Source organism: Flagellimonas oceanensis (assembly GCF_003992595.1).
GTDB classification, from domain to species: domain Bacteria; phylum Bacteroidota; class Bacteroidia; order Flavobacteriales; family Flavobacteriaceae; genus Flagellimonas; species Flagellimonas oceanensis.
In genome coordinates, this window is record NZ_RZNA01000048.1 from 172507 (window position 1) to 197406 (window position 24900).

A 24900-nucleotide genomic window follows, 5' to 3' on the forward strand; every position below is an offset into this window, starting at 1 on the left:
ATGAAACACAGTGTCGGTAATATTATGTGGCTGTTTGTTCTGACAACATTCCTATTTGGTTGTGGGCCCGGGGGAAGTGGGGTCTCCATTACCAACCAAGAAGGAACGCTGCGTGCAGAACTGTACTTGGATAATGAAGGAAAACCTTTTTACCAACTGTTTCACAAAGACAGTATGGTTTTGGATACTTCTTATGTTGGACTCGTTTTGAAAGATATTGATTTGTCAAAAGGTCTGACACTGGACAAAAAACAACCTGCTCAAGAAATCGTTGAATCCTACACCATGTTTCATGGGAAGCAAAAGGATATCAGCTATCACGCAAATAGGTATGTGGTCACTTTTTCTTCGGAAAGTGGTCTGTTATTGGAATGTCATTTCGATTTATCCGAAACCGGCTTTGCGTTTAGATATAAAGTTTTGGGGGAAGGTGGTAAATCCGTTCAGGTAGTTGAAGAATCCACTAGTTATGGATTTCCTGGGAACACGGTTTCTTGGATGCAACCCATGTCAAAAGCAAAAACGGGGTGGAGCGAGACCAATCCATCTTACGAGGAAAATTATCAAATGGAGATTCCTGTTGACAAACCTTCTCCATTAGATGAAGGATATGTTTACCCTGCTTTGTTCCATACGGGAGAATCTTGGCTATTGGTGAGTGAAACCAATTTGCATGAAGACTATTGCGGCACAAGATTAATGTACGAAGAAGACAAAAAGGGATTGGCCGTTACTTTTCCACAACCAGTGGAGGTATTTACTGGTCGAGAATTATTGCCAAAGGGTAATCTTCCATTCACAACCCCATGGAGGATTATTAGCGTTGGTGATTTAGACCAAATTGTAGAAAGTACTCTTGGAACCGATTTGGCCGCTCCGGCAATCGATATGGACACCACTCCTGTGAAAGGTGGTTTGGCGACATGGAGCTGGGTATTGTTGAAAGATGATAAAATCGATTACGAAACATCCCACCAATTTATTGATTATGCCGCTTCCATGAACTGGCCTTACACCTTGATCGATGTAAACTGGGATCAAAAAATAGGGTATGACAGAATGCAGGAACTTGTGGATTATGCCGCCAGTAAAAACGTAAAAGTGATACTGTGGTACAATTCATCAGGGGATTGGAACAGTACGGAATATACGCCCAAAAGCAAACTGTTGACCTCAAAAGATAGAAGGAAAGAGTTTGCCAGACTCAAGGAAATGGGTGTAGGAGGACTTAAGATTGACTTTTTTGGAGGCGATGGACAATCCATGATTGCATACTATCATGGTATTTTGAAAGATGCTGCCGATTTTGGCTTATTGATTAATTTTCATGGCGCCACCTTGCCCAGGGGATGGCATCGCACCTATCCCAACCTCATGACGATGGAGTCCATTAAAGGGGAAGAGTTCATTACATTCGATCAGGGCAATGCAGACCTTCAACCAAGTCATTCAGCACTACTGCCGTTTACAAGGAATGTGTATGACCCCATGGATTTTACTCCCATGGTTTTGGATAGTATTCCCAATATTGACCGAAGAACAACAACGACCTTTGAGCTGGCATTGCCCATTTTGTTCACGTCCGGTATTCAACATATCGCCGAAATACCACAGGGAATGGCCAAAATGCCCGAAGCAGTTGTTCATATGCTGAGACAAGTACCTGTACAATGGGATGAAACGAAGCTTCTTCAAGGATATCCAGGGAAAGAAGTGATCATGGCCAGGCGCAAAGGAACGGAGTGGTATGTTGTGGGCATAAATGGTGAAGGAACCCCAAAAACGTGGACCATCAATCTTTCCTTCGCAGAAAACAAATCAGGTACACTTTTTTACGATGATGGAACAAAAATTCCAGCATCAAAAAAAATAGATGACTCACTTTCAGAAATACAAGTGGAACCCTACGGGGGATTTGTGATAAGAATATAATGAAAAATAGAAGTTAGTTTAAGGAGTAATGAAAAAATATGTAATAGGACTCGATTATGGTTCCGATTCGGTGAGAGCGGTAATGATCGACTCCCAAAATGGAGCGGAATTGGCCTCTGAAGTATTCTGGTACCCCAGATGGAAAGCGCAAAAATATTGCGACCCAACCATCAATCAGTTTCGTCAACATCCTTTAGATCATATTGAAGGATTGGAACATACCATAACTTCCGTGATGAAACAAAGTGGAGTATCGCCAAAAACGGTCAAGGGGATTTGTATAGACACTACAGGTTCTTCCCCCATGCCCGTGAACCAAGATGGAACGGCATTGGCCTGTGTAGAAGGTTTTGAAGAAAACCCCAACGCCATGATGGTACTTTGGAAAGACCATACCGCTGTGAAGGAAGCCAACGAAATCAATGAGTTGGCGAGAAGCTGGGGCGGCGAGGATTATACCAAATACGAAGGAGGGATTTATTCCTCAGAATGGTTTTGGGCCAAAATTCTTCATGTGGCCAGAGAGGACAAGAATGTGATCAATGCCACCTATACTTGGATGGAGCACTGCGATTTCATCACTTATCTTTTGGGTGACGAAAAAGATTTAAAAGCATTCAAAAGGAGTCGATGTGCCGCAGGTCACAAAGCCATGTGGCACGAAAGCTGGGGTGGACTCCCTGACAAGGAATTTTTATCCAAGCTGGACCCGTACTTGGCATCCCTTCGGGATAATTTGTACGAAGAGACATTTACCTCCAATGAGATTGCCGGTCATTTAAATGAAGAATGGGCGAACAAATTAGGCCTTACCACGGATACGGTAATCGCTGTGGGTACTTTTGATGCCCATGCAGGTGCCGTTGGTGCCAAAGTGGACCACCATGCACTGGTGAGGGTAATGGGAACCTCCACTTGCGATATTATGGTGTCATCCAACGAAGCAGTAGGCGACAAAACCGTTAAAGGTATCTGCGGGCAGGTTGATGGTTCCGTAATTCCCGGGATGATAGGACTGGAAGCAGGCCAATCGGCCTTTGGAGATGTATTGGCATGGTTCAAAGGGGTATTGCAATGGCCTGTTGACAACCTGGTTTTGGACTCCAACATACTATCAGAAGAACAAAAAACCGAGCTAAAGGCTGAGGTGGAATCAAAGTTCATTCGCTCCTTGGCCGAACAGGCCGAAGCGATTCCTTTGTCTGAATCCGTACCTGTAGCCCTGGACTGGGTAAATGGTAGAAGGACCCCAGATGCCAATCAAGAATTGAAAAGTGCCATTTCCGGAATTTCGTTGGGAACCCATGCGCCTCATATTTTTAAGTCTTTGGTAAATGCCATTTGCTTTGGGGCCAAAATGATTGTGGACCGTTTTGAAGAGGAGGGCGTGAAAATCGAGACCGTGATTGGTATTGGTGGCGTGGCCAGAAAATCGCCTTTTATCATGCAAACTTTGGCCAATGTGCTTAACATGCCCATTAAGGTGGCAGAATCCGACCAAGCCCCTGCTTTGGGTGCAGCAATTTATGCAGCGGTTGCCTCAGGTATCTACAAGAATGTAATCGAGGCAAGTAAAGTAATGGGAAGTGACTTCGAAGCGGAATACTTTCCACAATCTTCCCAAGTGGAAGTGTATGCCCAACTACTAGAGGAGTATAAGCAACTTGGCAACTTTGTCGAAGAACAAACGAACAAAAACATATAATAGATGAGCTCAAAATATAAATCACTCAAAGAAGAATGCTACGAAGCAAACATGGAGCTCAATGCCTTGGGTCTGGTCATCTATACTTTCGGTAATGTGAGTGCGGTGGATAGGGACAATGCTGTTTTTGGCATTAAACCCAGCGGTGTACCCTATGAAACGCTTAAACCTGAGGATATCGTTATCATGGATTACGATAATAATGTGGTCGAGGGCAGCATGAGACCGTCATCTGACACCAAAACACATAGTTATCTGTACAAAAACTGGGAAAATATTGGAGGGGTGGCGCATACACATGCTATGTATTCCGTTTCTTGGGCACAGGCCCAAAAGGACATTCCGATTTTTGGCACCACACATGCGGATCATTTAACGCAAGATATTCCTTGTGCGCCGCCGATGGCCGACGAACTTATCGAAGGGAATTATGAACACAATACAGGGATTCAAATTTTGGATTGCTTTAAGGAAAGGGATTTGGACTACAACGAAGTCGAAATGGTGCTGATTGGTAACCATGGACCATTTGCTTGGGGTAAAAGTGCAGCTAAAGCAGTATACAATACCAAAGTATTGGAAACAGTAGCCCAAATGGCCTATTTGACTTTGCAGATCAATCCACAGGCACCTAGACTGAAAGATTCACTAATAAAAAAACATTACGAGCGTAAGCATGGTAAAAATGCCTATTACGGTCAATAAATAAACAAAACACAAAAATGAAAATATCCCAAAAGGAAATCTGGTTTGTAACGGGTAGCCAACATTTGTACGGACCTGAGACCTTAAAACAAGTAGCTAGCAATTCAAGAGAAATCGTTGATGGATTGAATGCAGCTGGAAAATTACCGGTCACTTTGGTTTTTAAACCTATTGTGACTACGCCACAAGAAATAACGGCAGTCTGTCGCGAAGCGAGCAACGAACCATCCTGTATCGGTGTGATTACATGGATGCACACGTTCTCTCCGGCAAAAATGTGGATTGCCGGACTTTCCATTTTAAGCAAACCATTGTGCCATTTGCATACACAGTTCAATGCAGAAATCCCATGGGACAGTATTGACATGGATTTTATGAACCTGAACCAATCTGCACATGGTGACCGAGAGTTTGGATTTATGATGTCCAGAATGCGCAAAAACCGTAAAGTAGTGGTAGGGCATTGGAAAGAAGAACGGGTTCAGAACAAATTGTCCGTTTGGGCAAGAACAGCACTGGGCGCCGATGAATTAAAACATATGAAAGTTGCCCGTATTGGGGATAATATGCGCGAGGTTGCCGTAACCGAAGGAGATAAGGTTGCAGCCCAAATGCGTTTTGGCGTTGCGGTAAATGGTTACGATTCATCGGACATTACCAATATTATTGACGGGTTGGAACAAAAAGACGTCGATCAATTGATCGAGGAATACGAAGCCAGTTACACTTTATCAGCATCACTTCAAAAAAATGGTGCACAACGTCAATCTTTGATTGATTCCGCTAGAATAGAATTGGGACTCAGAACGTTTTTGGATGAAGGCGGGTTCAAAGCCTTTACCGATACGTTCGAGAATTTGGGTAAACTAAAACAATTACCAGGTTTGGCAGTACAACGCCTGATGGCCGATGGCTATGGTTTTGGAGGCGAAGGAGATTGGAAAACCGCCGCACTGACAAGGACCATGAAAGTAATGGCCGAAGGTTTGGAAGGAGGTACCTCTTTTATGGAAGATTATACCTACCACTTTACACCTCAAAAAGATTATGTGTTGGGATCCCATATGTTGGAGATCTGTCCTTCTATCGCAAGTGCAAAACCATCATGCGAAGTACATCCATTGGGTATTGGGGGTAAAGAAGACCCTGTGCGCTTGGTTTTCGATTCTCCCGCAGGTGATGCACTGAATGCATCCTTGGTGGATATGGGCAACAGATTCCGTTTAATAGTCAACGAAGTAGAGGCAGTAGAGCCTATGGCCGATTTACCAAAATTGCCCGTAGCACGTGTACTTTGGGATGCAAAACCAAATCTCGATGTTGCGGCCACAGCATGGATTCACGCAGGAGGAGCGCACCATACTGTATACACCCAGGCATTGACCACTGAATACATGGAGGACTTTGCCGATATTTTCGGAATAGAACTTTTAGTAATAGATTCGGACACGAAATTGAGGGCATTTAAGGATCAACTCCATGCCAACGAAGCCTATTACCATCTGTTTCAGCATGGAATGTAATTAACAAACAAAAACTATAATGATGAGGATAGCCAAACCTTCTATATTGTACGCTGTTTTACTTTTGGTCTTTATTATTGCAGGCTGTAAGCAAAACAAAAAAGAAAGTCAGTCAGAAATGGAAACCGTAAAAACTGAAAGTGAACAAAACCCAATCGAAGAAACTGTATTTGGGGAAATGCCAGATGGCACTAAAGTGAAGAAATTCACATTAAAAAATGAAGCAGGAATGGAAGTGGAGGTCATTACCTATGGAGGCATCATAACCCGTTGGACTGCACCGGATAAGCAAGGGAACTATGAGGATATTGTACTTGGGTTTGATGATCTGGACCAATACTTGGATGGAAACCCATACTTTGGAGCGCTCATTGGCAGATATGGAAACCGTATTGCCAAAGGACAATTTTCCTTGGAAGGGGAAACGTATACTTTGGCGACCAATGATGGGGACAACCACCTACATGGCGGAGAAAAAGGTTTTGATAAGGTAGTATGGAACGGTGTGGCCAAAAACACTTCGGAAGGTGCTGTTTTGGAATTGACCTATACCAGTGAAGATGGGGAGGAAGGATATCCTGGAAAATTGGATGTGAAAGTAACCTACACCCTTACAGATGACAACGCCCTTGATGTTCAATATGAGGCGGTAACCGATAAGCCAACCGTAGTGAACTTGACACAGCACAGTTATTTTAATCTTTCGGGACAACTTTCCGAACCTATATTGGATCATGAAATTTATCTGAATGCGGATACTTACCTTCCAGTTGACGGAGGTTTGATCCCAACGGGCGAATTTAGGGAAGTGGCAGGTACACCTTTTGATTTCAAGGAACCTAAATTGATAGGTAAGGAGATTGATGCCAATAACGAACAGTTGAGTCTCGGTGGAGGTTATGATCATTGTTGGGTGCTCAACGAAACCAAAGAGGATTTAGGTTTAGCCGCTAGTGCACATCATCCGGAAACGGGTAGGTTTTTGGAAGTATATACCAATGAACCAGGAATTCAGTTTTATAGTGGAAACTTTTTGGACGGTACACTGCCCTCAAAAACGGGAGGCACTTATGCAAAGCGTTCAGGTTTTTGTCTGGAAACACAACATTACCCAGATAGTCCGAACCAAGCCGATTTTCCTTCGGTACGATTAAACCCGGGAGAAACGTATTCCTCCAGGACCATGTTCAAACTATCAACCAAATAAACCACTACCATGAAGACATTGGATACTTTTGATTGGATTGCGATATCCATATACTTTCTCGTTCTTTTGGGAATTGCGCTTTGGGTAATCCGAAAAAAGAAGAACAATACCGAAGATTATTTCTTGGCAGGAAGGAATGTGGGTTGGTTTGTGGTCGGTGCCTCTATTTTTGCATCGAACATTGGCTCCGAACATGTTGTGGGGCTTGCCGGCGCAGGTGCTGGTGACCGTTTGCCCATGTTGATTTACGAAATACAGGCTTGGATCGTTCTTATTCTAGGTTGGGTATTCCTGCCCTTTTATGCCAGGGCAGGTGTTTTTACGATGCCCGAGTTTTTGGAAAAACGATTTGATGCAAGAGCACGATGGATACTATCGGTTTTTTCCATTGTTGCCTACGTGCTTACAAAAATCTCTGTAACCATCTATGCTGGAGGGGTGGTGGTTTCCGCACTTCTTGGCATTGATTTTTGGACAGGAGCGATAGCAACGGTTGTGCTTACCGGAATTTACACGGTACTGGGCGGTATGCGAGCAGTGGTGTATACCGAAACGCTGCAGGCGATCATTCTAGTAGTTGGTGCCGCGGCCCTGACCTTTATTGGTTTGGACCACGTTGGGGGCTGGGAAAGCATGAAACAGACCGTGACACCGGAATATCTCAACATGTGGAGGTCAGCTTCCGACCCTAATTTCCCTTGGCCATCGCTTTTGATCGCCAGTACCATAACAGGTATTTGGTATTGGTGTACAGATCAGTATATCGTACAACGTGCCTTGACCGCCAAAAACATAAAAGAGGGTAGGAGAGGAACCATTTTCGGGGCTTTATTAAAATTGTTTCCGGTATTCTTGTTCCTCATACCAGGGGTAATTGCCCTAACCTTGAAAATGAGGGGAGAGTTGCAATGGGACAGTCCAGACGAGGCATTTCCTGTTTTGATGAGCAATTTATTGCCATCAGGGCTTAGAGGATTGGTGGCAGCAGGTCTTTTGGCCGCTTTAATGAGTTCCTTGGCCTCAGTTTTCAACTCTTGTTCCACATTGTTTACGGTGGACATCTATAAAAAGCTAAGACCCAATGCCCCAGAGAAAAAGTTGGTGAGAACCGGTCAGATCGCGACGGTAATCGTAGTGATCATCGGTATCATCTGGATTCCGATCATGGCCAATATTTCAGGAGTTCTTTATGAATACCTGCAAAGTGTCCAATCTTACATAGCCCCTCCGATCACGGCCGTGTTCCTATTGGGTATATTCCACAAGCGAATCAATGCCCAAGGAGCATTTGTGACCATGGTCGTTGGATTTATCGTAGGAGCCGTTCGGATTATTTTGGAATTGGTTAAAGACTCATTGAACCCGGACAGTATCTGGTTCCTTTTAGGGGATATGAACTTCCTGTCCTTTGCATCTTGGTTCTTTTTGTTCTGTATTATTTTGATTTTGGTCGTGAGCTACGCTACTGCACCTCCATCAGATGAAAAAATAAAGAACCTTACCTATGCAACCATTTCCGATGATGAGCGAAAAGAGAACAAAAACAGTTACAACTGGAAGGATATTGCCATTTCCATCATTATTATAGCCATAGTGGCCTATGTGATGATTTGGTTCAATGGTAAGTAAAACCATTAGTTGAGAGATGTATTGAAAAGGACATTTTTTTAAAAGTGTCCTTTTTTATATCTGAAGGCTTCCCGCCAATTGTTTTAGAATGATTTCGGAAACCTTGGCTTGATATTTTGCATTGCTATTTCGGACCTTGGCATTAATATAGTTCAACTGTGCGGTACGGAATTCAATTGTAGGGATTATTCCGATTCTATATTTTTCAACTGTAATGTCCAGGTTTTCCTTTGCTATCAGCTCGTTTTTCTCTTCGAGCTCCATTAGGCTGATGTTGGTCAAATAGGTTTGATATGTGGTATTGACCAGTGAGGTCAAGGTTTGTTCCTGTTCGGCAATGGCCAGTGTTGCGTTTTCCAGGGCGATCCTGCCTATTTTTTCGTTGCGGTTCTGGTTGAAACCATCGAAAAGGCTAAGGGATGCCCCAAAACCATAGTTGAAACCGTTTGATTGTGAACGGGTACTGAACCCCAGTTCAGAAGTGGAACGACCAACATTGTATCCGGTGGTCACATAAACTGAAGGATATCGTGATGCCTTTATCTGTTTAAGTTCCAGTTCGCTGATACGTCTGTTTATTTTTTCGGCTTGCAATTGCGGGTTCTCTGCGACCACTTTGCTCTCCAATTCCTCTAGGTTCAAGTCTTTGTCCACAAATATTTCAGGAATAACCTTAAAGTCAATTTTTAGGTCACGTGCTAGCTGTTCGTTGAGCAGTATTTTTGTATTCTTGTGCAGCTCTTGCTGTCGCTGTATTTCCGTTATATCGGTGTTGAGGTCAACTTGGGCGTTCAGCACTTCCAGTTTAGAGGCCTTGCCAATGGTAAAACGGTTTTGGGCAAGTTCTACCCTTTGTTCGGAAATGAGCAATGTACTGTCCAAGGCGGAGAGTTGTTGTTGTTGCTGCACCAAATCATAGTAAGTGGTCATTACTTCGCCTACTTTTCCCAATATAGCTTGCCTTAGTTCCGCTTCGCCCAATTTTTGGGTTTCCTTGAGTTGTTCATGATTGGTAAACATGCGCAATCCGTCAAAAATGGTCCATTCCAAAGCTACGCCGTAATTGAGGCTACTGTTCTTGGCGTTGTCGCGCTCAACCTCCGAGCCATCCACTCTGGTCTGTGATAGGTTTTGGACACTATTGTTGTCCACGATACTTGCGTTTACCTGGGGCAACATACCTGCTTGCCCCGGACTAACACCCATCTGGTCAATTCGGAGTTCATTCTTTGCGGTTTTGATTTGATAGTTGTTTTCCAAAGCGATTTTCACAGCTTCTTCAACAGTCAACACCTCTTGGGCACTACATGCCGTTAAACAACCTATAATAAATATTAGTAAGCCGATGGTTTTTTTAATGTTCATACTAGGATAGCTCAAGGGTTTTGAATTCGGGTCTTTGGACTTTTTTTCGGGACCACATGAGATAAAGAGCTGGGATTACGTATAGGGTCAATACCAATGAGAACATTGTTCCCCCTATGATCACAACTCCCATGCCTGTTCTACTGGTGGAAGCGGCACCCAATGACAGAGCAATGGGCAGGGCGCCCAAAGCCACTGTTAGACTGGTCATTAGAATAGGGCGTAATCTGGATACAGAGGCTATCATTATTGCCTGCATTTTGGTCATGTTCTCGTCCTCTTCCTGTAGTTGATTGGCGAACTCGACAATCAAAATCCCGTTCTTGGTCACAAGGCCTATCAACATAATGGTTCCGATTTGACTGAAAATGTTCCAGGTCTCCCCAAATAGCCATAGTGAGAACATGGCTCCCGCAACCGCCAAGGGAACAGTTAAAATAATGATGAATGGATCAATGAAACTCTCGAACTGTGCCGCCAAAATCAAGAATATCAGCACAAAGGCAAGACCGAATGCAAAAGCGGTGTTGGAACTACTCTCAACAAAATCCCGGGATTCGCCCCCAAGATCGGTGGTAAAGGTATCATCCAGTACCCTTTCTTTGATAGCGTTCATGGCATCGATTCCATCGCCCATACTTTTTCCTGGGGCCAAACTGGCCGATACGGTGGCGGACATATATCTGTTGTTGTGGAACAATTGTGGCGGGCTACTGTGTTCTTCCGTAGTGACCAAATTATCCAATTGAATGAGCTGCCCTTCATTGTTTTTCACAAAAATCGAGGTAAGGTCCATGGGTTCGTCACGATCTTGTTTATCGAACTGGCCAATGACCTGATATTGCTTCCCGTTCATTAAAAAATAGCCAAAACGTTGTCCGCTAAGTGATAGTTGAAGTGTTTGGGCCACATCCCTGACCGAAACACCAAGACTTTCCGCCTTTTCACGATCTATGGAAACATAGATTTCAGGCTTATTGAACTTTAAATTGACATCGACGAAAGAAAAAGTGGGGTCTTTTTCGGCCTCTGCCATAAATGCAGGTATCCGTTCTTCGAGTTTTTCAAAATTCTTTGCTTGTATTATGAATTGCAAAGGGGCGCCACCACGTTTGTTTACCGAAATTGTAGGGCGTTGGAATACACTGGCCCTGCCTCCCACATAGCTTTTGGCCCATTGCCCAAAGTCCCGGGCTATTTCCGCTTGTGACCGCTCCCGCTCACTTGGGTCGGATAACAGGATACTTGCTCGACCACTGTTGACGGATGAAACCCCAAAACCCGGTGAGGTAATGATCAGTCCCACTTTTCTTTCGGGAATGGAGTCAAGTACCAAATCCGTGATTTCTTCCATGTATCGTTCCATGTACTCGTACGAAGAACCTTCAGGGGCATTTACCACGAGTCTCACATAGCTTCTATCATCGTAAGGTGCTGTTTCTTTTTGCAACAATGTATAGAATAGCGCGATCACGCCGATACAACCAAACAAAATGGGAATGCTCAACCACTTTTTGGCGATAAAGCCTTCCAAAGATTTTTTGTAGGACTCGTTCATCTTTTGGAAGAACCTTTCCGTTACACGATAGAACTTGGATTGTTTTTGTTTTCCGGGTTTGATCAAATATGCGTTCAACATCGGGGTCAATGAGAGTGATACAAAGGCGGAAACCAATACGGCCGAACTCAAAACCACTCCAAATTCCCTAAAGAGCCGTCCTACGAATCCTTCCAAAAAAATGATGGGAAGGAAAACGGCCGCCAAAGTGACCGATATGGAGATCACGGCAAAAAATATCTCTTTGGAGCCTTTTATGGCCGCCTCGATGGGGCTCATGCCTTCTTCCACTTTTTTATAGATGTTTTCCGTGACCACAATGCCGTCATCCACAACTAATCCCGTCGCCAATACAATGGCCAAAAGGGTAAGCACATTTATGGAAAAACCGAAGAGCCACATGATGAAGAACGTTGCGATAAGGGAAACAGGTATATCGATCAATGGTCGCAGCGCCATTGACCAGTTCCTGAAAAACAGGTAGATGACCAAAATCACAAGTACTATGGAAATAAGCAAGGTTTCTGCTACCTCCGTGACTGCCTTGCGCACAAATACGGTGTCGTCCACAACAATATTGAGTTTATAACCTTCTGGCAAATCCTTTTTGAGCTGCTCGTATTCTTCGTAAAACGCATCGGCTATCTCCAAATAATTAGTGCCAGGTTGCGGTATTATAGCCGTGGCTACCATGGGTTGGCCAAGATTGGTCATCTTGGTCTCCATGTTTTCGGCTTCCAAAGAAGCATTCCCAATATCGCTCAAATGCACCAATTTTTCGCCATCGGCCATGATGACAATGTCGTTGAATTCCTCTTCCGTATTGAGGTTGCCAATGGTTTTTACCGTGAGTTCGGTATTGTTTCCCGTTAATTTGCCGGAAGGCAATTCAATATTTTGCGCCAAAAGGGCATTTCTGACATCGGCCACGGTCAATCCGTAGGAGGCCAAACGTACAGGGTCTATCCATAACCGCATGGCATACCTTCGCTGTCCCCAAATTTGAATGCTGCTCACGCCAGGGATGGTCTCCAATCGTTGGGCAATCACATTTTCGGCATAGTCGGACAGCTCTAAAATATTTTCATTGTCACTTTCAATGGTCATAGATAAAATCCGTTCGGCATTGGAATCCGATTTGGAGACCACTGGGGGGGCATCCAGGTCATCGGGCAGGCTTCTGACTGCCTGGGATACCTTGTCCCTAACGTCGTTAGCTGCTTCCTCCAGGTCCTTGTCCAGGTTAAATTCAATACTGATGGAACTGGAACCTTGGACACTTGAAGAACTGATGTTTCTAATTCCATCAATCGAATTGATCGCTTTTTCCAGAGGCTCGGTAATCTGGGATTCGATAATATCCGCGTTGGCGCCTGAATAATTGGTGCGTACCGAAACTTGAGCAGGATCGATGGAAGGGTATTCCCGTATGCCTAAAAAAGTAAACCCGATCGCACCAAAAAGTACGATGGTTATGTTCATTACAATCGCAAGTACGGGTCTTTTTATACTTAAGGTGGAAAGATTCATTATTCCGCGTTCTGGGTTCTGGTATCTTGTAGTTTAACTTGAACAGGGTTGCCGTTTTGCACGGCCATTACCCCGTAGGTAATGATGGTGTCACCCGCTTTTAAACCAGAGATGACCCTAACGGAACTTCCTGTTCTGGAACCCGTTTGAACATCGATTTCCTTTGCCACCCCATTGTTGGTAATGAAAACTCTTTTTCCATTTTGAACAGGTATCAACGACTCGGTCGGAACCAACAACGCATCATTTACGGTTTCCAAAGGGAGAATGACATTGGCAAACCCTCCTGGGTATAACTTTTTATCACGATTGTCCATTATAGCGCGTACTCTCAAGGTTCTTGTGGTCACCTCGATTTCAGGATCGATGGCATAAATTGTGGCTTCGTATTCCTCTTTGGAATCAGAAGTGGTAAAATTCAAACGGGTTCCTACATGTACTTGGGAAGCATATTTTTCAGGAACTGAAAATGTGATTTTTAAATCATCTGTATTCACAAGTTTTGCAATAACGGTTGCAGGGGTAACATAAGTTCCTTTGGAAATGGAACGTAGGCCAATGGTACCCGAAAACGGAGCTTTTAAATTGGTTTTGGACAATTGAGCGGCGATCAGTTCAGCTTCTGCATTGGCCGAGGCATAGTCGGCATTGGCAATATCATATTCCTCTTGACTGATGGCTTGCTTCTCAAGAAGCAGTTTAGCCCTTCTTTCGTTTTCAGCAGCCAGCTTTTTAGCGGTAAGTGCTTTTGACAGCTGGGCCTGGAGCTCAATATCGTTTACTTTTATCAAAACTTGGCCCTGGGAAACTTTGCTGCCTTCTTTGAAATTAATACTTTCCACTATCCCAGAAACCTCACTTCTGATCTCTATTTGCTCATCGGGTTCCAAAGTTCCCGAAATCGAGATGTTATCCTTGAAAATTTGAGGCTGTAGGACCATACCGGTAACCGTGGCAATGCTGGGGCCTGAACCACTGGACTTGCCGATTTCCGCGTTGGACTTGATTCTGTAGACAATAAGCGCAACTACTCCAACAACTAATAAGCCGTAGACAATGTGTTTTATTTTCATTTTGGTTTGATGGTTGGTGGCACTGTTCTTATATAAGAAAAAGGAGATAATAAAGATAGCGCTAGACCAATATTCAATGAAAGTGTCAAGGTTGATTTTAACATAGGAATCCCCTAAACGTCCAGATGGACGGGGTTAACGACAGATAAATGAGTGCAAAAGGCTTCATGTGTCTCCATGTATGTTAAAATTTTGATGCTGATCTCCGATTGACCTAAGTCATTTTTTGCATGGTTTATACCATTTATCTTTGATGAAAGTGTTAAAATCATGAAGACCGTATTGATTCCTACCGATTTTTCAAAGAATGCCCTACATGCCCTGCAGTATGCCCAAGAGCTCTTCAAGTGTGAACGAGCTTGTTTTTTTGTGATGCATACCTATGGGGAGGAAGTGTATGGAACATATAAAACCGCATCCAAGGAAGACATTGAGCGGCTAAAAGAGGAGAAAAGGGAACTATCTGAGAAGAAATTGGATGAATTGGTCAATTCCGTAATGGGAGAGCCACCAAATCCACTGCATAATTTTGAGACCGTGGCGAGTTTTGACACCCTTGTTGACGGGGTTAATGACTTTGTGGATCAAATGAACATCGATCTTGTGATTATGGGCACCAAAGGGGAGACCAGTGATCACAAAACCACATTCGGCAGCTTTACCATTGAAATCTTCAAATATGTTAAATGCCCCGTGCTGGCCATTCCCGAAGGTTTTGAGTACAGGCAACCCAAGGCCATTCTGTTCCCAACGGACTACATGCTGCCCTACAAACGCAGGGAGCTAAAACTTTTGGGCGATTTAGCCGGTAAATTCAAGTCCAAGATACATTGCCTGTACATTACTGATTTTGAGGAACTCAGTCCTCGACAAGAGGACAATAAACTGTTTTTGGAAGGAACCTTGACCAAGCCTTATTTGTATTTTGAAACCGCCCCGGTCAAGAACAAAGCAGAGATAATTTTGGAACATATTGATAAAAAGGAAGCGGGTATGTTGGTCATGATGAATTCTAGGCATTCGTTTTTTGAGGATATGTTGTACAGGTCCACTGTGGATTTATTGGGTCTTAAGATAAAAATACCTTTTATGGTAATGCAGAACTTAAAGCGTTAAGACGATGAAAAAGAAACGAATCGTATTGCCTACGGATTTTTCCAATAACTCTTGGAATGCCATAGCTTATGCTTTGACGCTCTTTAAAAATATTCCCTGCGATTTTTTTATACTCAATGCCTATCAGGTTGGTGCCTTCGGTCTATCAACCAAAATGGCGGGAGCCAATGACACCCGATTGTACAATTTGATCAAGGAGCAATCTGAACGAGACTTACAAAGAGAGCTTGAAAAAATCAAGGGTTTTGACAAGAACCCAGAACATACATTTAAGACCAGGTCTATTATGGATACTTTGGTGAGTGCCATCGGTAAAACCGTCTACAAGGAGGAAATAGATTTTATTGTGATGGGAACCAAGGGAGCATCTGGCCTCAAAGAGGTTTTTATGGGAAGTAACACCTACAAAGTCATCAATGAAATTGATTTTTGCCCTATCATAGCCGTTCCAGATGATTATAAAGCCGATGGAAAATTGGATTCCATGCTGTTGGCAACAGGGTATGAGCATCTTTTTGAGAACTATGAACTCAGGCCACTATTGAACCTGGCCGAAAATTTCAATGCCAAATTGTGGATTGCCCATGTGGGTGGTTTGGATGAACTGACAGCTGAACAAAAAGCCTCCAGGGAAACATTGGAAAGACGACTGAAATCCATCAATTACGAATTTGTGGAAGTGGAAAAAGATATCTCGGTTAACAACTCCATTCAGAAATTGGTTGATGAGGATAGGGGGATTGATATGATAATCATGATCAATCAAGATCATTCGTTCTTTGAAAGATTGACCCGTGAGCCCGTAATCAAAAAAGTGAGTTTCAATACCAAGGTGCCGTTCTTGGTGGTTCACTTGTTCGAATAAAATGGAGAGCCCTACAAAAACGATTTTGCCAATTGCACTAGTTCCCCTTTCTGAAGCACACCCGATTTTCTCCAAAGCTGTTCGCCGTTTTTAAAGAAAATCATGGTAGGAACACCTCTAACTTGGTATGTGTTGGCCAGATTTTGGTTTTTGTCGACATCGATTTTTACGATTTTTAAAGAATCGCCCATTTCATCCTTGACCTGTTTTAAAATAGGAGCCAGCATCTTACAGGGCCCGCACCATTCCGCGGAAAAATCGATAAGTGTCAGTTGCTCGCTGTTGATCAAATTTGCAAAACTTCCTTTCATCCTTCTCAAAAATTAATATCTGCAATTTATAAAAACCCGTTCTTTTCCAAAGTGACTTAGGTCACCTTGATTGAAAACGACTTGAATGAATCTCCCAATAGTGAAGGTCGGATACTTTTTCTATCTTTAACCACTGCACTACAAAACAAACGATACTTCACATGTATAAAAAAATCACTGGATGCATACTTGCCCTGATCATATTGGCATCCTGTAAAACCGAGAAGAAGAAAGACGATACAACTACTTGGAGAACTAAAAAAGAAGCTGTTGCAAACGCTACCCACAACCAATTGTTGGATGTGGAAAAGGAAGAAGGTTGGAAGCTACTTTTTGATGGGGAAACCATGAACGGATGGCACCTTTACAATGAACCAGATGCTGAATCGGTTTGGGAAGTGGTGGATGGTAGTTTGCACAGCAACGCCAATGATGAATCCTTGACAGCAGGTGATTTGGTAACTGATAATGCTTACGAAAATTACGAATTGACCTTGGAGTGGAAGATTTCTGGAAATGGTAATAGTGGAATCTTCATCAATGTGCAGGAATTGCCACAAGTGCCCACTGCATGGCAAAGTGGACCGGAGTACCAAATATTGGGTGCGGACCACATGGATTACGATGTGCCCGAGAAGCGACCAGGCTGTCTTTACGTATTCTTGCCCCAACAGAACAATGTTGAGATGAAACAGGGCGAGTGGAACAAGACCAGGATAAAGCAGGTGGATGGCAAAATTGAGTTCTACCTCAATGGTGTCCTGACCGCGGAGAAAGATTTGAGCTTACCCGAATGGAAAGAAGAAATCGCTGGAACTCATTTTTCCAAATATCCAGAGTTTGGTAAAACTACCGAAGGCAAAATAGCATTGCAATATTGGTACTTTGAGAGCTGGTTCCGAGATATAAAAATCCGGGAACTCTGATCAGATTACCAAAACAGGCACTTTTGGGGCGCTCATCAATAGCTTTCTGGTTGTACTTCCGTAGATATTGGTGTTTCGTAAAAAGGTGGAATTCCTACCCACTATCAATAAATTGGGTTTTTCTTTTTTGATGGCTTTTTTCAAGTTTTGAACCACTCCTTTGCCTTTCAAAAGCTTAAACTCCCATTCTTTTACGTATTTTTTATGGTTTTCCGTCAATTTTTTGAACTTGGCTTCACAGTTATGCCATAATTCATCCGCGATTTCATCGTCCTCTTTTTCAATATACGGGAAATAGGCAATGGGTGTCTCATTCACATAAACGCCCGTAACTTCCAATTTGGGAAAATATTCCCTGAAATTGTTTGCCCAGGCAATTACATTTTTGTCACTACCCTTTGTTTTCAGGTCGATGGCCGCGAATAATGTCCTGTAAGGTGTTTTGGCAGGTATGGGACAAAACAATGCTGGGGAATTGAACATTTTCAGGGATACCGTTTTCATGGGCACATCCCCTGTGCCATCTTCCTGTGATTTGCTGCCAAAAAGAAAGAGGGTGGAACTCGTATTGTAGGGCAATTGGTTTTTGATGGCGTTTATGGTGCTGTTATCGTCCGTTACGGTGGGTATCACTTTGTCCGCATGTTCTTGGAACATCGGGACATAGTTTTTTTTGATGTGCTTTAGGATTTTCTCCCTCAATTGACCACTGCTCAATGCTGTGAATTCATCAAGCTCGCCTATGAAATCAAACTTTATGTTGTGGTAGAGCACCACGGTTTCAATGGTTGCAATGTGTGTAAGCAGATAATAGGCGTTCTCTATGCAGGCGTTGTCATATTTGGACAAATCCAGGCCTATAAATAGTTTGTCAATCTTCATCGTCTTCAGAATTGATAATGTTTTTCAGTTGCTCCAAATAAGCCTGCTGTTCCTTTTCCTTGGCCTTCAACCATATTTTATGGGTGGTCTTGGTAAACTCGCGGGCCAGAGAGTAAATTATAAGCAAGATAATAATGGCAAATGGAAGTCCCGCGGAAATCACAGCAGATTGTAATGCCTTTAATCCTCCTGCAAACAAAAGCGACGCAGCAACACCACCTTCCAGCAATGCCCAGAATATACGTTGTCCCACAGGGGCATCCAGTTTTCCGCCAGATGTAATGCTGTCGATGACCAAAGAACCTGAATCTGATGAAGTTACAAAGAAAATGGTAACCAGGATAATCCCAATGAAAGAGGTAATGGACGATAAAGGGAATTCTTCCAGAAGCACGAACAATGCTGTGGAAAGGTCATCTGATACGCTTTGTGCTATGGGGGCCAAACCTTGCGATTCCACAAAAATGGCGGCTCCACCAAAAACCGACATCCAAACAAAGACCAACAGGGACGGTACCAATAGAACACCCAATATAAATTCTTTTACGGTTCTGCCTTTTGATACGCGTGCTATGAACATGCCCACAAACGGAGACCAACTGATCCACCAGGCCCAATAGAACACAGTCCAGCTATGCTGCCAATTATTATCCTGATATGTTTCTGCCCAGGTGCCAACCTTGATCAAGGAGTTCAAATAATTACCGACATTTTGTATGAGGCCATCCATGATGAAGGAAGTAGGGCCAATGAACAAGATGAAAATCAGGAAGAGCAGTGCCAAGCGCATGTTGACCACACTTAAAAAACGTACCCCTTTGTCCAATCCAAATACTACCGAGGTCGTGGCTGCCAACGTGATGCAAATGATGAGTGTAATATGTGTTTTTGTAGTGTTTTCAATACCAAATAGATATTCCAAACCCGAACCGATTTGTTGCACCCCGATTCCCAAAGTGGTGGCGAGGCCAAAAAGCGTGGCGATTACCGCAAGCACATCAATAAGGTGTCCCCAAAAACCATTGACTTTGTTTCCAATCAGTGGGCGGAACAAGGAACTGATTGTAAGTGGATACCCTTTGTTGAAGGTAAAAAATGCCAAAGCCAATCCAATGATCACATAGGGAGCCCAGCCATGGAATCCGTAATGTAGGAAGGTAAAGAGCATCGCATTTTCCGCTCTTTCCGCTACAGAATCAACGGGTAGGGGAGGGTTGCCATAATGAAACATGGGTTCCGCTACGCCGTAGAACATCAAACCTATGCCCAGACCAGCAGAGAATAGCATGGAAAACCACGAAAAAGTGGAAAATTGGGGCCGTGCCTTGGGTCCTCCCAATCTGATTTTTCCAAATTTGCTGAAAGCGAACCACAATGCGGCCACCACAAAAATGTTCATGGAGAGGATAAAGAACCAACCTGCATATTCCGAGGTTTTTTCCTGGAAAAATGCAAAGGACTCCACCAATGATTCACTGTAAAAAAAGGAAACCAGTATAGTGGCCAGAACAATGATGGCAGCTGGATAAAATACTGGGGCGTGAATGTCAAAATACTTTTTTTCTCCTTTTTTGGCCATTGATATTGGTGTTTTAGCGTCAGAGGATAGTGAAATTGCCTGAATAAAAAAAATGCTGCTTTAAAAAACAGCATTTTTTAATGATTTATTCAACCAACCAGGTGGTCGCATTTTGACTGTCGGAGCCCCCGAGGGCTTCAACGGCCTCTTGATAATTGTCTATGTTCAATGATTGCTCTTCACCAGGATATAGAAACCTCAATGGTAGCTGGTCATTGTTGGAATTGCCGCAACTTGCCTCCAAAAAGGGTATGCCATCAAATGAGTTGCCCGATTCAAAATACCAACGCCTTACCTCTATATAAGGCTCTATGCCATGGAAGAACAGGGCCAACCACTTTTGCTCCCAGATATCGGCGGTTGTGGAATAAGCTACACCTGAATTGGTATAAAAATCATCAAAACTGGCCCATCCGAATGGGTCTAGATCCACATTATGGTATGCCATGGATGATTGAATGCCATTTCGGTAATGTGTCTCGACATCGTCGGCAATCCATCCTTTTGCTGCGGCTTCGGCAAGTAAAAATTCCACTTCGGAATAGGTCATCACGATTCCTTCGGCAATTTGCAAGTCCAAATCGGCTGCTTGGGTCAAATCTGGATAGTTAAAGTATTGGACTCCCAGACGTGAGGCCCCACTTTTAGGGCAGTCTTCCCCAAGACCGTTAAAAGCTCCAATAATAGTCGGGTCGGTTTCGAAATCTTCGTTATTGGGTCTGGCGTATCGCAAAAGGCGCGGGTCGTCGTACCCTTGCATTACATTGACCGATGCATCTGCAATGGCAACAGCATCAAAATCCCCTGTTTTAAGAGGAACCAAAGGGTATTCATTAGGGAAAGATCCTGTATAGGTCAAAGTCACATTGTCATCATTACTGGAAATAATGTTTCCTTCGTTTACAATGGATTGGAATCTGGAACCTACGTCGGCTAATTGATTGCTGGCATGCATGAGCAGTCGAAGCCGTAAGGAGTTTCCAAATTTTCGCCATTTGGAAATGTCCCCGTTCAATAAAATATCTCCTTCTATACTACCTGAATTGCTGGCCAAAAGCTGGTCTGCCCTTTCCAGTTCAGAGAGCAAATCCATATAAATGGCTTCTTGGTCATCGTAACTGGGTGTGAAATTCAATTCTGCACCTTTGGTGGCTTCAAAATATGGTACGTTGCCGTAGGCGTCTGTTATATTCTCAAAAATCCAAGAGCGCAGCACAATACTGGCGCCTTCCAAGGCTTGATTGCCGTTTTCGATGGCTTGGTTTTCAATGATTTCCAAATCCGTCAAACTATTGTACCAACCCTCCCAGTATGTTGGGAATGCATTCCATGTGTAGTCATCCACCTCCAAACGAAGGGTCTTTGCCGTCAATTGGGCGGCATTGTTTCCAACTAGAAAGGAAGCATCTTGGGTCGTGTTCACACTAGATCGTATAACTCCTGGCAACAATACATCCGAAGTAACACTTGTGGGTTCGTTGGGATTATTGTTAAAGTCTTCAAAATCTTCACATGCCGTAAGCAACAGCATTGAAAGTATTGTGGTTAAACTAAGTTTTTTAATCATCATTTTTTCATTTGTGATTTTAGCAATTTTTTAGAAGGATAGATTTACGGTAAACCCATAATTTCTCGTAGAGAAAATCTGCTGACTTTCGTAACCTGGGACGAACACTCCATTTCTAATGGAGAATGTTTCTGGATCAATAGTGGGTACATCGGAAAATAAAAGAAGGTTTCTTCCGACCAAAGCGATTCTTGCGCTTACAATTCCCAGTTTATCCAAGAAAGATTTCGGTATGCTATAGCCCAAGCTGACTTCTCTCAATTTTACATAGGTGGCATCGTAGGTTGCGGCCTCGATATTATCTCGGTTGAACCCGTTTCCATAGTAATTGTAAAAATAACCGGCGTAGCCTATTCCCCCTGGCTGTATGGCCACATCGTTTTCGGATACTTCGGTATCAAAATCTATTTGACCATCGTTATTGGTATCTTCCCAGTTCAAACCAGGGCCAACAACGCCACCTCCTGCATCTTCTAATGTATAAACGGGTTCTCCGGCTCCGTCATAGGAAACAGAATAGGATTGTCTTCCATCCAATGTTGATAGAGGTAGATTGGGGTCATCATTATTGGTAATGGTACCTCCTGTGTTGTACAAAGCGTGAGATCTAGAGTAGATTTTACCTCCGAATTGTCCATCGAACAAAAATCCAAAATCAAAGTTCTTGTAACTAAAGGTGTTTTGAAGACCTACTCGTAAATCAGGTTGATACGTACCGGCAGAAACCTTTTCCTGGGTCATCATCGGTAGTCCGTTCTGGTGAACGATCTCGCCTGTTTCAGGGTGTCTTACAAAGCCTAATCCATATAGTTGACCAAAAGGTTTTCCTTCTTCGGCAACAAATTCCAAATCGGAACCTCCTTCATCACCTGGGTATAAATCCGCTACCACGGAATACCTTCCGCTGGTAACAATATCCGGTAGGCTTTCCACAACGGCTCTGTTATGACCAAGGTTCAAGGTGGCTTCCCAAGTAAAGTCTTCATTTTTTACGGGGATTCCGCTCAGCAGCACCTCAATACCTTTGTTTCTGATGGAACCGCCATTCGTCAAACTAAAGTCGTAACCACTGGTACTGGCAACGGGCAGGCGGATTACCTGATCAAAACTCAACATGTTGTAATATGTGGCATCCAATCGCAGTCTGTTGTTCCAAAAACGAAGGTCTGCACCAACTTCAAAGGCCCGTGTGCGCTCGTTGGTAAGGTTGGGGTCAGTGACTGTACGGTTTGCCGTGAACACTGAATTTCCACCAAATGCCGCTTGTGGCGTAAATGTGGTACCAAATGCATAAGGCGGAGCACCATTACCTACCTCAGCATAGTTGGCCTTGAATTTCAAGAAAGAAATCGGCGTGCTTGAAAGGTCGGCCATTTCTGAAATAATGGCACTGAAAGATACTGATGGGTAAAAGAATGAGAAGCTGGACTCATCGTTGCCAGCCTCCGGGTCTACCAAAGTGCTGGACCAGTCGTTTCTCGCGGTTGCATCTAAATACAAGTAGTTTTTATAGGAAAAAGTAGCTACACCAAATACACTGTTGATGCCCACTCTGGTTTTTTGTGATTCGGTCAATACACCTGAGCGGTTATTGGCCAAGGTATAGATGCTATCGTCCGTTCCGAACAATTTTAACTGAGGGTTGTTGGCCACCAAAAAGTTGGCACGTTGCCTCATGATGTTTCCTCCCAATTTAATGTCGTATTGGAAATCGGAACCGTTTTGACGATCACTACTGTACGAGAGCAATAATTCGGCGTTGGATTCGGAAAAGGTAATTTCATCTTCACGATAACTACCCTGCAATACTGCTTTGGTTGAAGGAGCTCTTCTGTATTGACGTCTTTCACTCAATACATCCCCACCATACTTAAAGCGCATGGAGAACTGGTCGGTAAACTCATAGTTCAACTCTATGTTCCCGATAATACGGTTGTTTCGGAAGGCATTGGTGTTTTCATTAATGATGAACCAAGGGTTGTTTACCCAACTTTTTTCTACGTAACGTTGTTGAACTCCTTCTTGTCCGGGTTCCCAATATTGTCTCAAATCTCCGATTTCTACTTGTCTAGGGTACCATAACCATCCATATTGCACGGATGATGATTCATCGTAACCAGAATTGGGGATGTTGTCCGAAAAGGAGTTTACGTAAATGGCGTTGGTCCTAAATTGCAATTTGTCATCGAACATGGATTTTCCCAAACTTACCTGAAAAGTGTTCCTTTTAAGGTTGGTGTTGGGCATGATACCTTCTTTGTCCAATCGAGTGTAGGAAAATCGAAAATCAGAATCTTCCGTGGAATTATTGATGGCGATATTGTTGATGACGGATGACCCCATGCGGTAAAAGTCCCTCACATTATCAGGGGCAGGGGTAAAGGGCACGGCCTCTCCGTTCGAGTTGAACTGTTTGATCAACTGTCCATTCATTCGAGGACCCCAGTTTTCACCGTAGGCTTCATAATATTCATTCTCACCGATGTAGTTGGTGCCGTCGAAGTAGGAGTATTTACCTCCACCTCCAAATCCATATTCGTCTTGGAAGTCTGGCATTTTCAATATGGAGGAAAAGGTTGTTGTATTATTGATTTCAACACCCCATCCTTTGGCATTTTGACCTGTTTTGGTCTCGACCAAAATAACTCCATCTGCTGCTCTGGCACCATAAAGGGCAGATGCTGCGGGTCCTTTCAGTACGTTTACCGATTCTATGTCATCAGGGTTGATGTTCTGGGCGGCGTTACCAAAATCGATTGTGGAAGAGCCGTTGAGTCCGTCATCAAAGCTGTACAAATCATTGGTAATAGGCATACCATTGACAATGAACAAGGGTTGGTTGTTGCCCAAAAGGGATGCTGCGCCACGTATATTGATATTGGAGGAGGCGGAAGGTCCGGCCGAGGAGCCAGTAATGAATACCCCGGAGACCTTACCGGCCAAGTTGTCGGTAAAATTGGTGGCCTTCACTTTGGCCACTTCGTCCGTAGCAAGTTTTTGCACGGAGTATCCCAAGGCTTTTTCCTCACGTTTTACACCAAGTGCCGTTACGACCACTTCATCCAATTGAGCTGCAAAATCCAATTGAATGGAATAATTACTTTCAGGACCAAGATCTATGACTTTTGTTTCAAAGCCTACATAGCTTACTTGTAATTTTGGGTTCTCTGAAGATACCGTTATGGTAAAGTTTCCATCAAAATCCGTAATGGTTCCGTTTGTGGTGTTGTATTCGATAACGTTGGCCCCTGCTAATGGAATTCCGTCACTATCTACTACATTTCCTGTGATTTTCCGTTCTTGAGCATTCACGTTTACTGCAAAGGCAGCAGAGAAGAATGTCAACAAGGCTATTTTTTCAATAAACTTCATTTAACAATATTTTTTGTTAAGAAAGTCCAAATTTATAGAAAATAGTTTCAGTAGA

17 protein-coding genes are annotated in these 24900 nt (G+C 43.4%); 9 read left to right on the forward strand and 8 right to left on the reverse strand.

Going from position 1 to position 24900, the window contains the following annotated elements:
- Genes EO132_RS15670 through EO132_RS15695 form a run of 6 tightly spaced genes read left to right on the forward strand, consistent with a single transcriptional unit; the run spans window position 1 to window position 8701 of the window.
- Window positions 1-1932, forward strand: a complete 1932-nt coding sequence (locus EO132_RS15670) for a glycoside hydrolase family 97 protein (RefSeq protein ID WP_127138757.1) — start codon at window positions 1-3, stop codon at window positions 1930-1932.
- Window positions 1933-1960: 28 nt separating this feature from the next.
- Window positions 1961-3637: a ribulokinase gene (locus tag EO132_RS15675; RefSeq protein ID WP_127138758.1), complete on the forward strand. Its 1677-nt coding sequence runs from the start codon at window positions 1961-1963 to the stop codon at window positions 3635-3637.
- A gap of 3 nt (window positions 3638-3640) precedes the next feature.
- Window positions 3641-4342, forward strand: a complete 702-nt coding sequence (locus EO132_RS15680; RefSeq protein ID WP_127138759.1) for an L-ribulose-5-phosphate 4-epimerase — start codon at window positions 3641-3643, stop codon at window positions 4340-4342.
- A gap of 17 nt (window positions 4343-4359) precedes the next feature.
- Window positions 4360-5865 carry an L-arabinose isomerase gene (gene araA, locus EO132_RS15685; RefSeq protein WP_127138760.1) on the forward strand — a complete coding sequence of 502 codons (1506 nt, stop codon included), beginning with the start codon at window positions 4360-4362 and terminating at the stop codon, window positions 5863-5865.
- Window positions 5866-5884: 19 nt separating this feature from the next.
- Window positions 5885-7072 (forward strand): aldose epimerase family protein, encoded by a 1188-nt coding sequence (locus EO132_RS15690; RefSeq protein WP_127138761.1) that lies wholly within the window; start codon window positions 5885-5887, stop codon window positions 7070-7072.
- A gap of 9 nt (window positions 7073-7081) precedes the next feature.
- Window positions 7082-8701 (forward strand): sodium:solute symporter, encoded by a 1620-nt coding sequence (locus tag EO132_RS15695; protein WP_127138762.1) that lies wholly within the window; start codon window positions 7082-7084, stop codon window positions 8699-8701.
- Between the two features lie 54 nt (window positions 8702-8755).
- Here the strand turns inward: EO132_RS15695 and EO132_RS15700 are convergent, their stop codons facing one another.
- From EO132_RS15700 to EO132_RS15710, 3 genes are read right to left on the reverse strand one after another with little or no spacing between them, the layout of a single operon-like run.
- On the reverse strand, window positions 8756-10066 hold the full coding sequence (locus tag EO132_RS15700) for a TolC family protein (RefSeq protein ID WP_127138763.1): 1311 nt from the start codon (window positions 10064-10066) through the stop codon (window positions 8756-8758).
- Between the two features lies 1 nt (window position 10067).
- On the reverse strand, window positions 10068-13154 hold the full coding sequence (locus EO132_RS15705; protein ID WP_127138764.1) for an efflux RND transporter permease subunit: 3087 nt from the start codon (window positions 13152-13154) through the stop codon (window positions 10068-10070).
- On the reverse strand, window positions 13154-14227 hold the full coding sequence (locus EO132_RS15710; protein WP_127138765.1) for an efflux RND transporter periplasmic adaptor subunit: 1074 nt from the start codon (window positions 14225-14227) through the stop codon (window positions 13154-13156). The genes EO132_RS15705 and EO132_RS15710 overlap by 1 nt, the downstream gene beginning before the upstream one ends.
- Window positions 14228-14497: 270 nt before the next feature.
- Between EO132_RS15710 and EO132_RS15715 the strand changes: the two genes are divergently transcribed.
- Both EO132_RS15715 and EO132_RS15720 read left to right on the forward strand, forming a co-directional pair.
- A complete protein-coding gene (locus EO132_RS15715; RefSeq protein ID WP_127138766.1) occupies window positions 14498-15343 on the forward strand; it encodes a universal stress protein in 846 nt (281 codons plus the stop codon).
- Between the two features lie 4 nt (window positions 15344-15347).
- Window positions 15348-16208, forward strand: a complete 861-nt coding sequence (locus tag EO132_RS15720) for a universal stress protein (protein WP_127138767.1) — start codon at window positions 15348-15350, stop codon at window positions 16206-16208.
- An 11-nt stretch (window positions 16209-16219) separates the two neighbouring features.
- On the opposite strand, the gene trxA is transcribed toward EO132_RS15720, so the two are convergent.
- Window positions 16220-16519, reverse strand: coding sequence for a thioredoxin (gene trxA / locus EO132_RS15725; protein ID WP_127138768.1), 300 nt, complete (start codon window positions 16517-16519; stop codon window positions 16220-16222).
- 161 nt (window positions 16520-16680) lie between these two features.
- On the opposite strand from trxA, the gene EO132_RS15730 reads away from it, so the two are divergent.
- Complete coding sequence (locus EO132_RS15730) at window positions 16681-17445, forward strand: 3-keto-disaccharide hydrolase (RefSeq protein ID WP_127138769.1); 765 nt, start codon at window positions 16681-16683, stop codon at window positions 17443-17445.
- On the opposite strand, the gene EO132_RS15735 is transcribed toward EO132_RS15730, so the two are convergent.
- From EO132_RS15735 to EO132_RS15750, 4 genes are all read right to left on the reverse strand, one after another.
- Complete coding sequence (locus tag EO132_RS15735) at window positions 17446-18327, reverse strand: universal stress protein (RefSeq protein ID WP_127138770.1); 882 nt, start codon at window positions 18325-18327, stop codon at window positions 17446-17448.
- The gene (locus EO132_RS15740; RefSeq protein ID WP_127138771.1) at window positions 18317-19906 is read right to left on the reverse strand and encodes a BCCT family transporter; all 1590 of its coding nucleotides are present in this window, start codon (window positions 19904-19906) and stop codon (window positions 18317-18319) included. Before EO132_RS15740 ends, EO132_RS15735 begins: the two co-directional genes overlap by 11 nt.
- Window positions 19907-19991: 85 nt before the next feature.
- A complete protein-coding gene (locus EO132_RS15745) occupies window positions 19992-21473 on the reverse strand; it encodes a SusD/RagB family nutrient-binding outer membrane lipoprotein (protein WP_205780376.1) in 1482 nt (493 codons plus the stop codon).
- Between the two features lie 30 nt (window positions 21474-21503).
- On the reverse strand, window positions 21504-24845 hold the full coding sequence (locus EO132_RS15750; protein ID WP_127138773.1) for a SusC/RagA family TonB-linked outer membrane protein: 3342 nt from the start codon (window positions 24843-24845) through the stop codon (window positions 21504-21506).
- Window positions 24846-24900 lie beyond the last annotated feature (55 nt).

What these genes read in the sequence shown, in the direction of transcription:
- EO132_RS15705 (WP_127138764.1), bottom strand. Translation starts at nt 13,154, where the DNA reads ATGAATCTTTCCACCTTAAGTATAAAAAGACCCGTACTTGCGATTGTA.
- EO132_RS15695 (WP_127138762.1), top strand. Translation starts at nt 7,082, where the DNA reads ATGAAGACATTGGATACTTTTGATTGGATTGCGATATCCATATACTTT.
- EO132_RS15680 (WP_127138759.1), top strand. Translation starts at nt 3,641, where the DNA reads ATGAGCTCAAAATATAAATCACTCAAAGAAGAATGCTACGAAGCAAAC.
- EO132_RS15700 (WP_127138763.1), bottom strand. Translation starts at nt 10,066, where the DNA reads ATGAACATTAAAAAAACCATCGGCTTACTAATATTTATTATAGGTTGT.
- EO132_RS15740 (WP_127138771.1), bottom strand. Translation starts at nt 19,906, where the DNA reads ATGGCCAAAAAAGGAGAAAAAAAGTATTTTGACATTCACGCCCCAGTA.
- EO132_RS15745 (WP_205780376.1), bottom strand. Translation starts at nt 21,473, where the DNA reads ATGATTAAAAAACTTAGTTTAACCACAATACTTTCAATGCTGTTGCTT.
- araA (WP_127138760.1), top strand. Translation starts at nt 4,360, where the DNA reads ATGAAAATATCCCAAAAGGAAATCTGGTTTGTAACGGGTAGCCAACAT.
- EO132_RS15730 (WP_127138769.1), top strand. Translation starts at nt 16,681, where the DNA reads ATGTATAAAAAAATCACTGGATGCATACTTGCCCTGATCATATTGGCA.
- EO132_RS15690 (WP_127138761.1), top strand. Translation starts at nt 5,885, where the DNA reads ATGATGAGGATAGCCAAACCTTCTATATTGTACGCTGTTTTACTTTTG.
- EO132_RS15710 (WP_127138765.1), bottom strand. Translation starts at nt 14,227, where the DNA reads ATGAAAATAAAACACATTGTCTACGGCTTATTAGTTGTTGGAGTAGTT.
- EO132_RS15750 (WP_127138773.1), bottom strand. Translation starts at nt 24,845, where the DNA reads ATGAAGTTTATTGAAAAAATAGCCTTGTTGACATTCTTCTCTGCTGCC.
- EO132_RS15675 (WP_127138758.1), top strand. Translation starts at nt 1,961, where the DNA reads ATGAAAAAATATGTAATAGGACTCGATTATGGTTCCGATTCGGTGAGA.
- EO132_RS15720 (WP_127138767.1), top strand. Translation starts at nt 15,348, where the DNA reads ATGAAAAAGAAACGAATCGTATTGCCTACGGATTTTTCCAATAACTCT.
- EO132_RS15735 (WP_127138770.1), bottom strand. Translation starts at nt 18,327, where the DNA reads ATGAAGATTGACAAACTATTTATAGGCCTGGATTTGTCCAAATATGAC.
- EO132_RS15670 (WP_127138757.1), top strand. Translation starts at nt 1, where the DNA reads ATGAAACACAGTGTCGGTAATATTATGTGGCTGTTTGTTCTGACAACA.
- EO132_RS15715 (WP_127138766.1), top strand. Translation starts at nt 14,498, where the DNA reads ATGAAGACCGTATTGATTCCTACCGATTTTTCAAAGAATGCCCTACAT.
- trxA (WP_127138768.1), bottom strand. Translation starts at nt 16,519, where the DNA reads ATGAAAGGAAGTTTTGCAAATTTGATCAACAGCGAGCAACTGACACTT.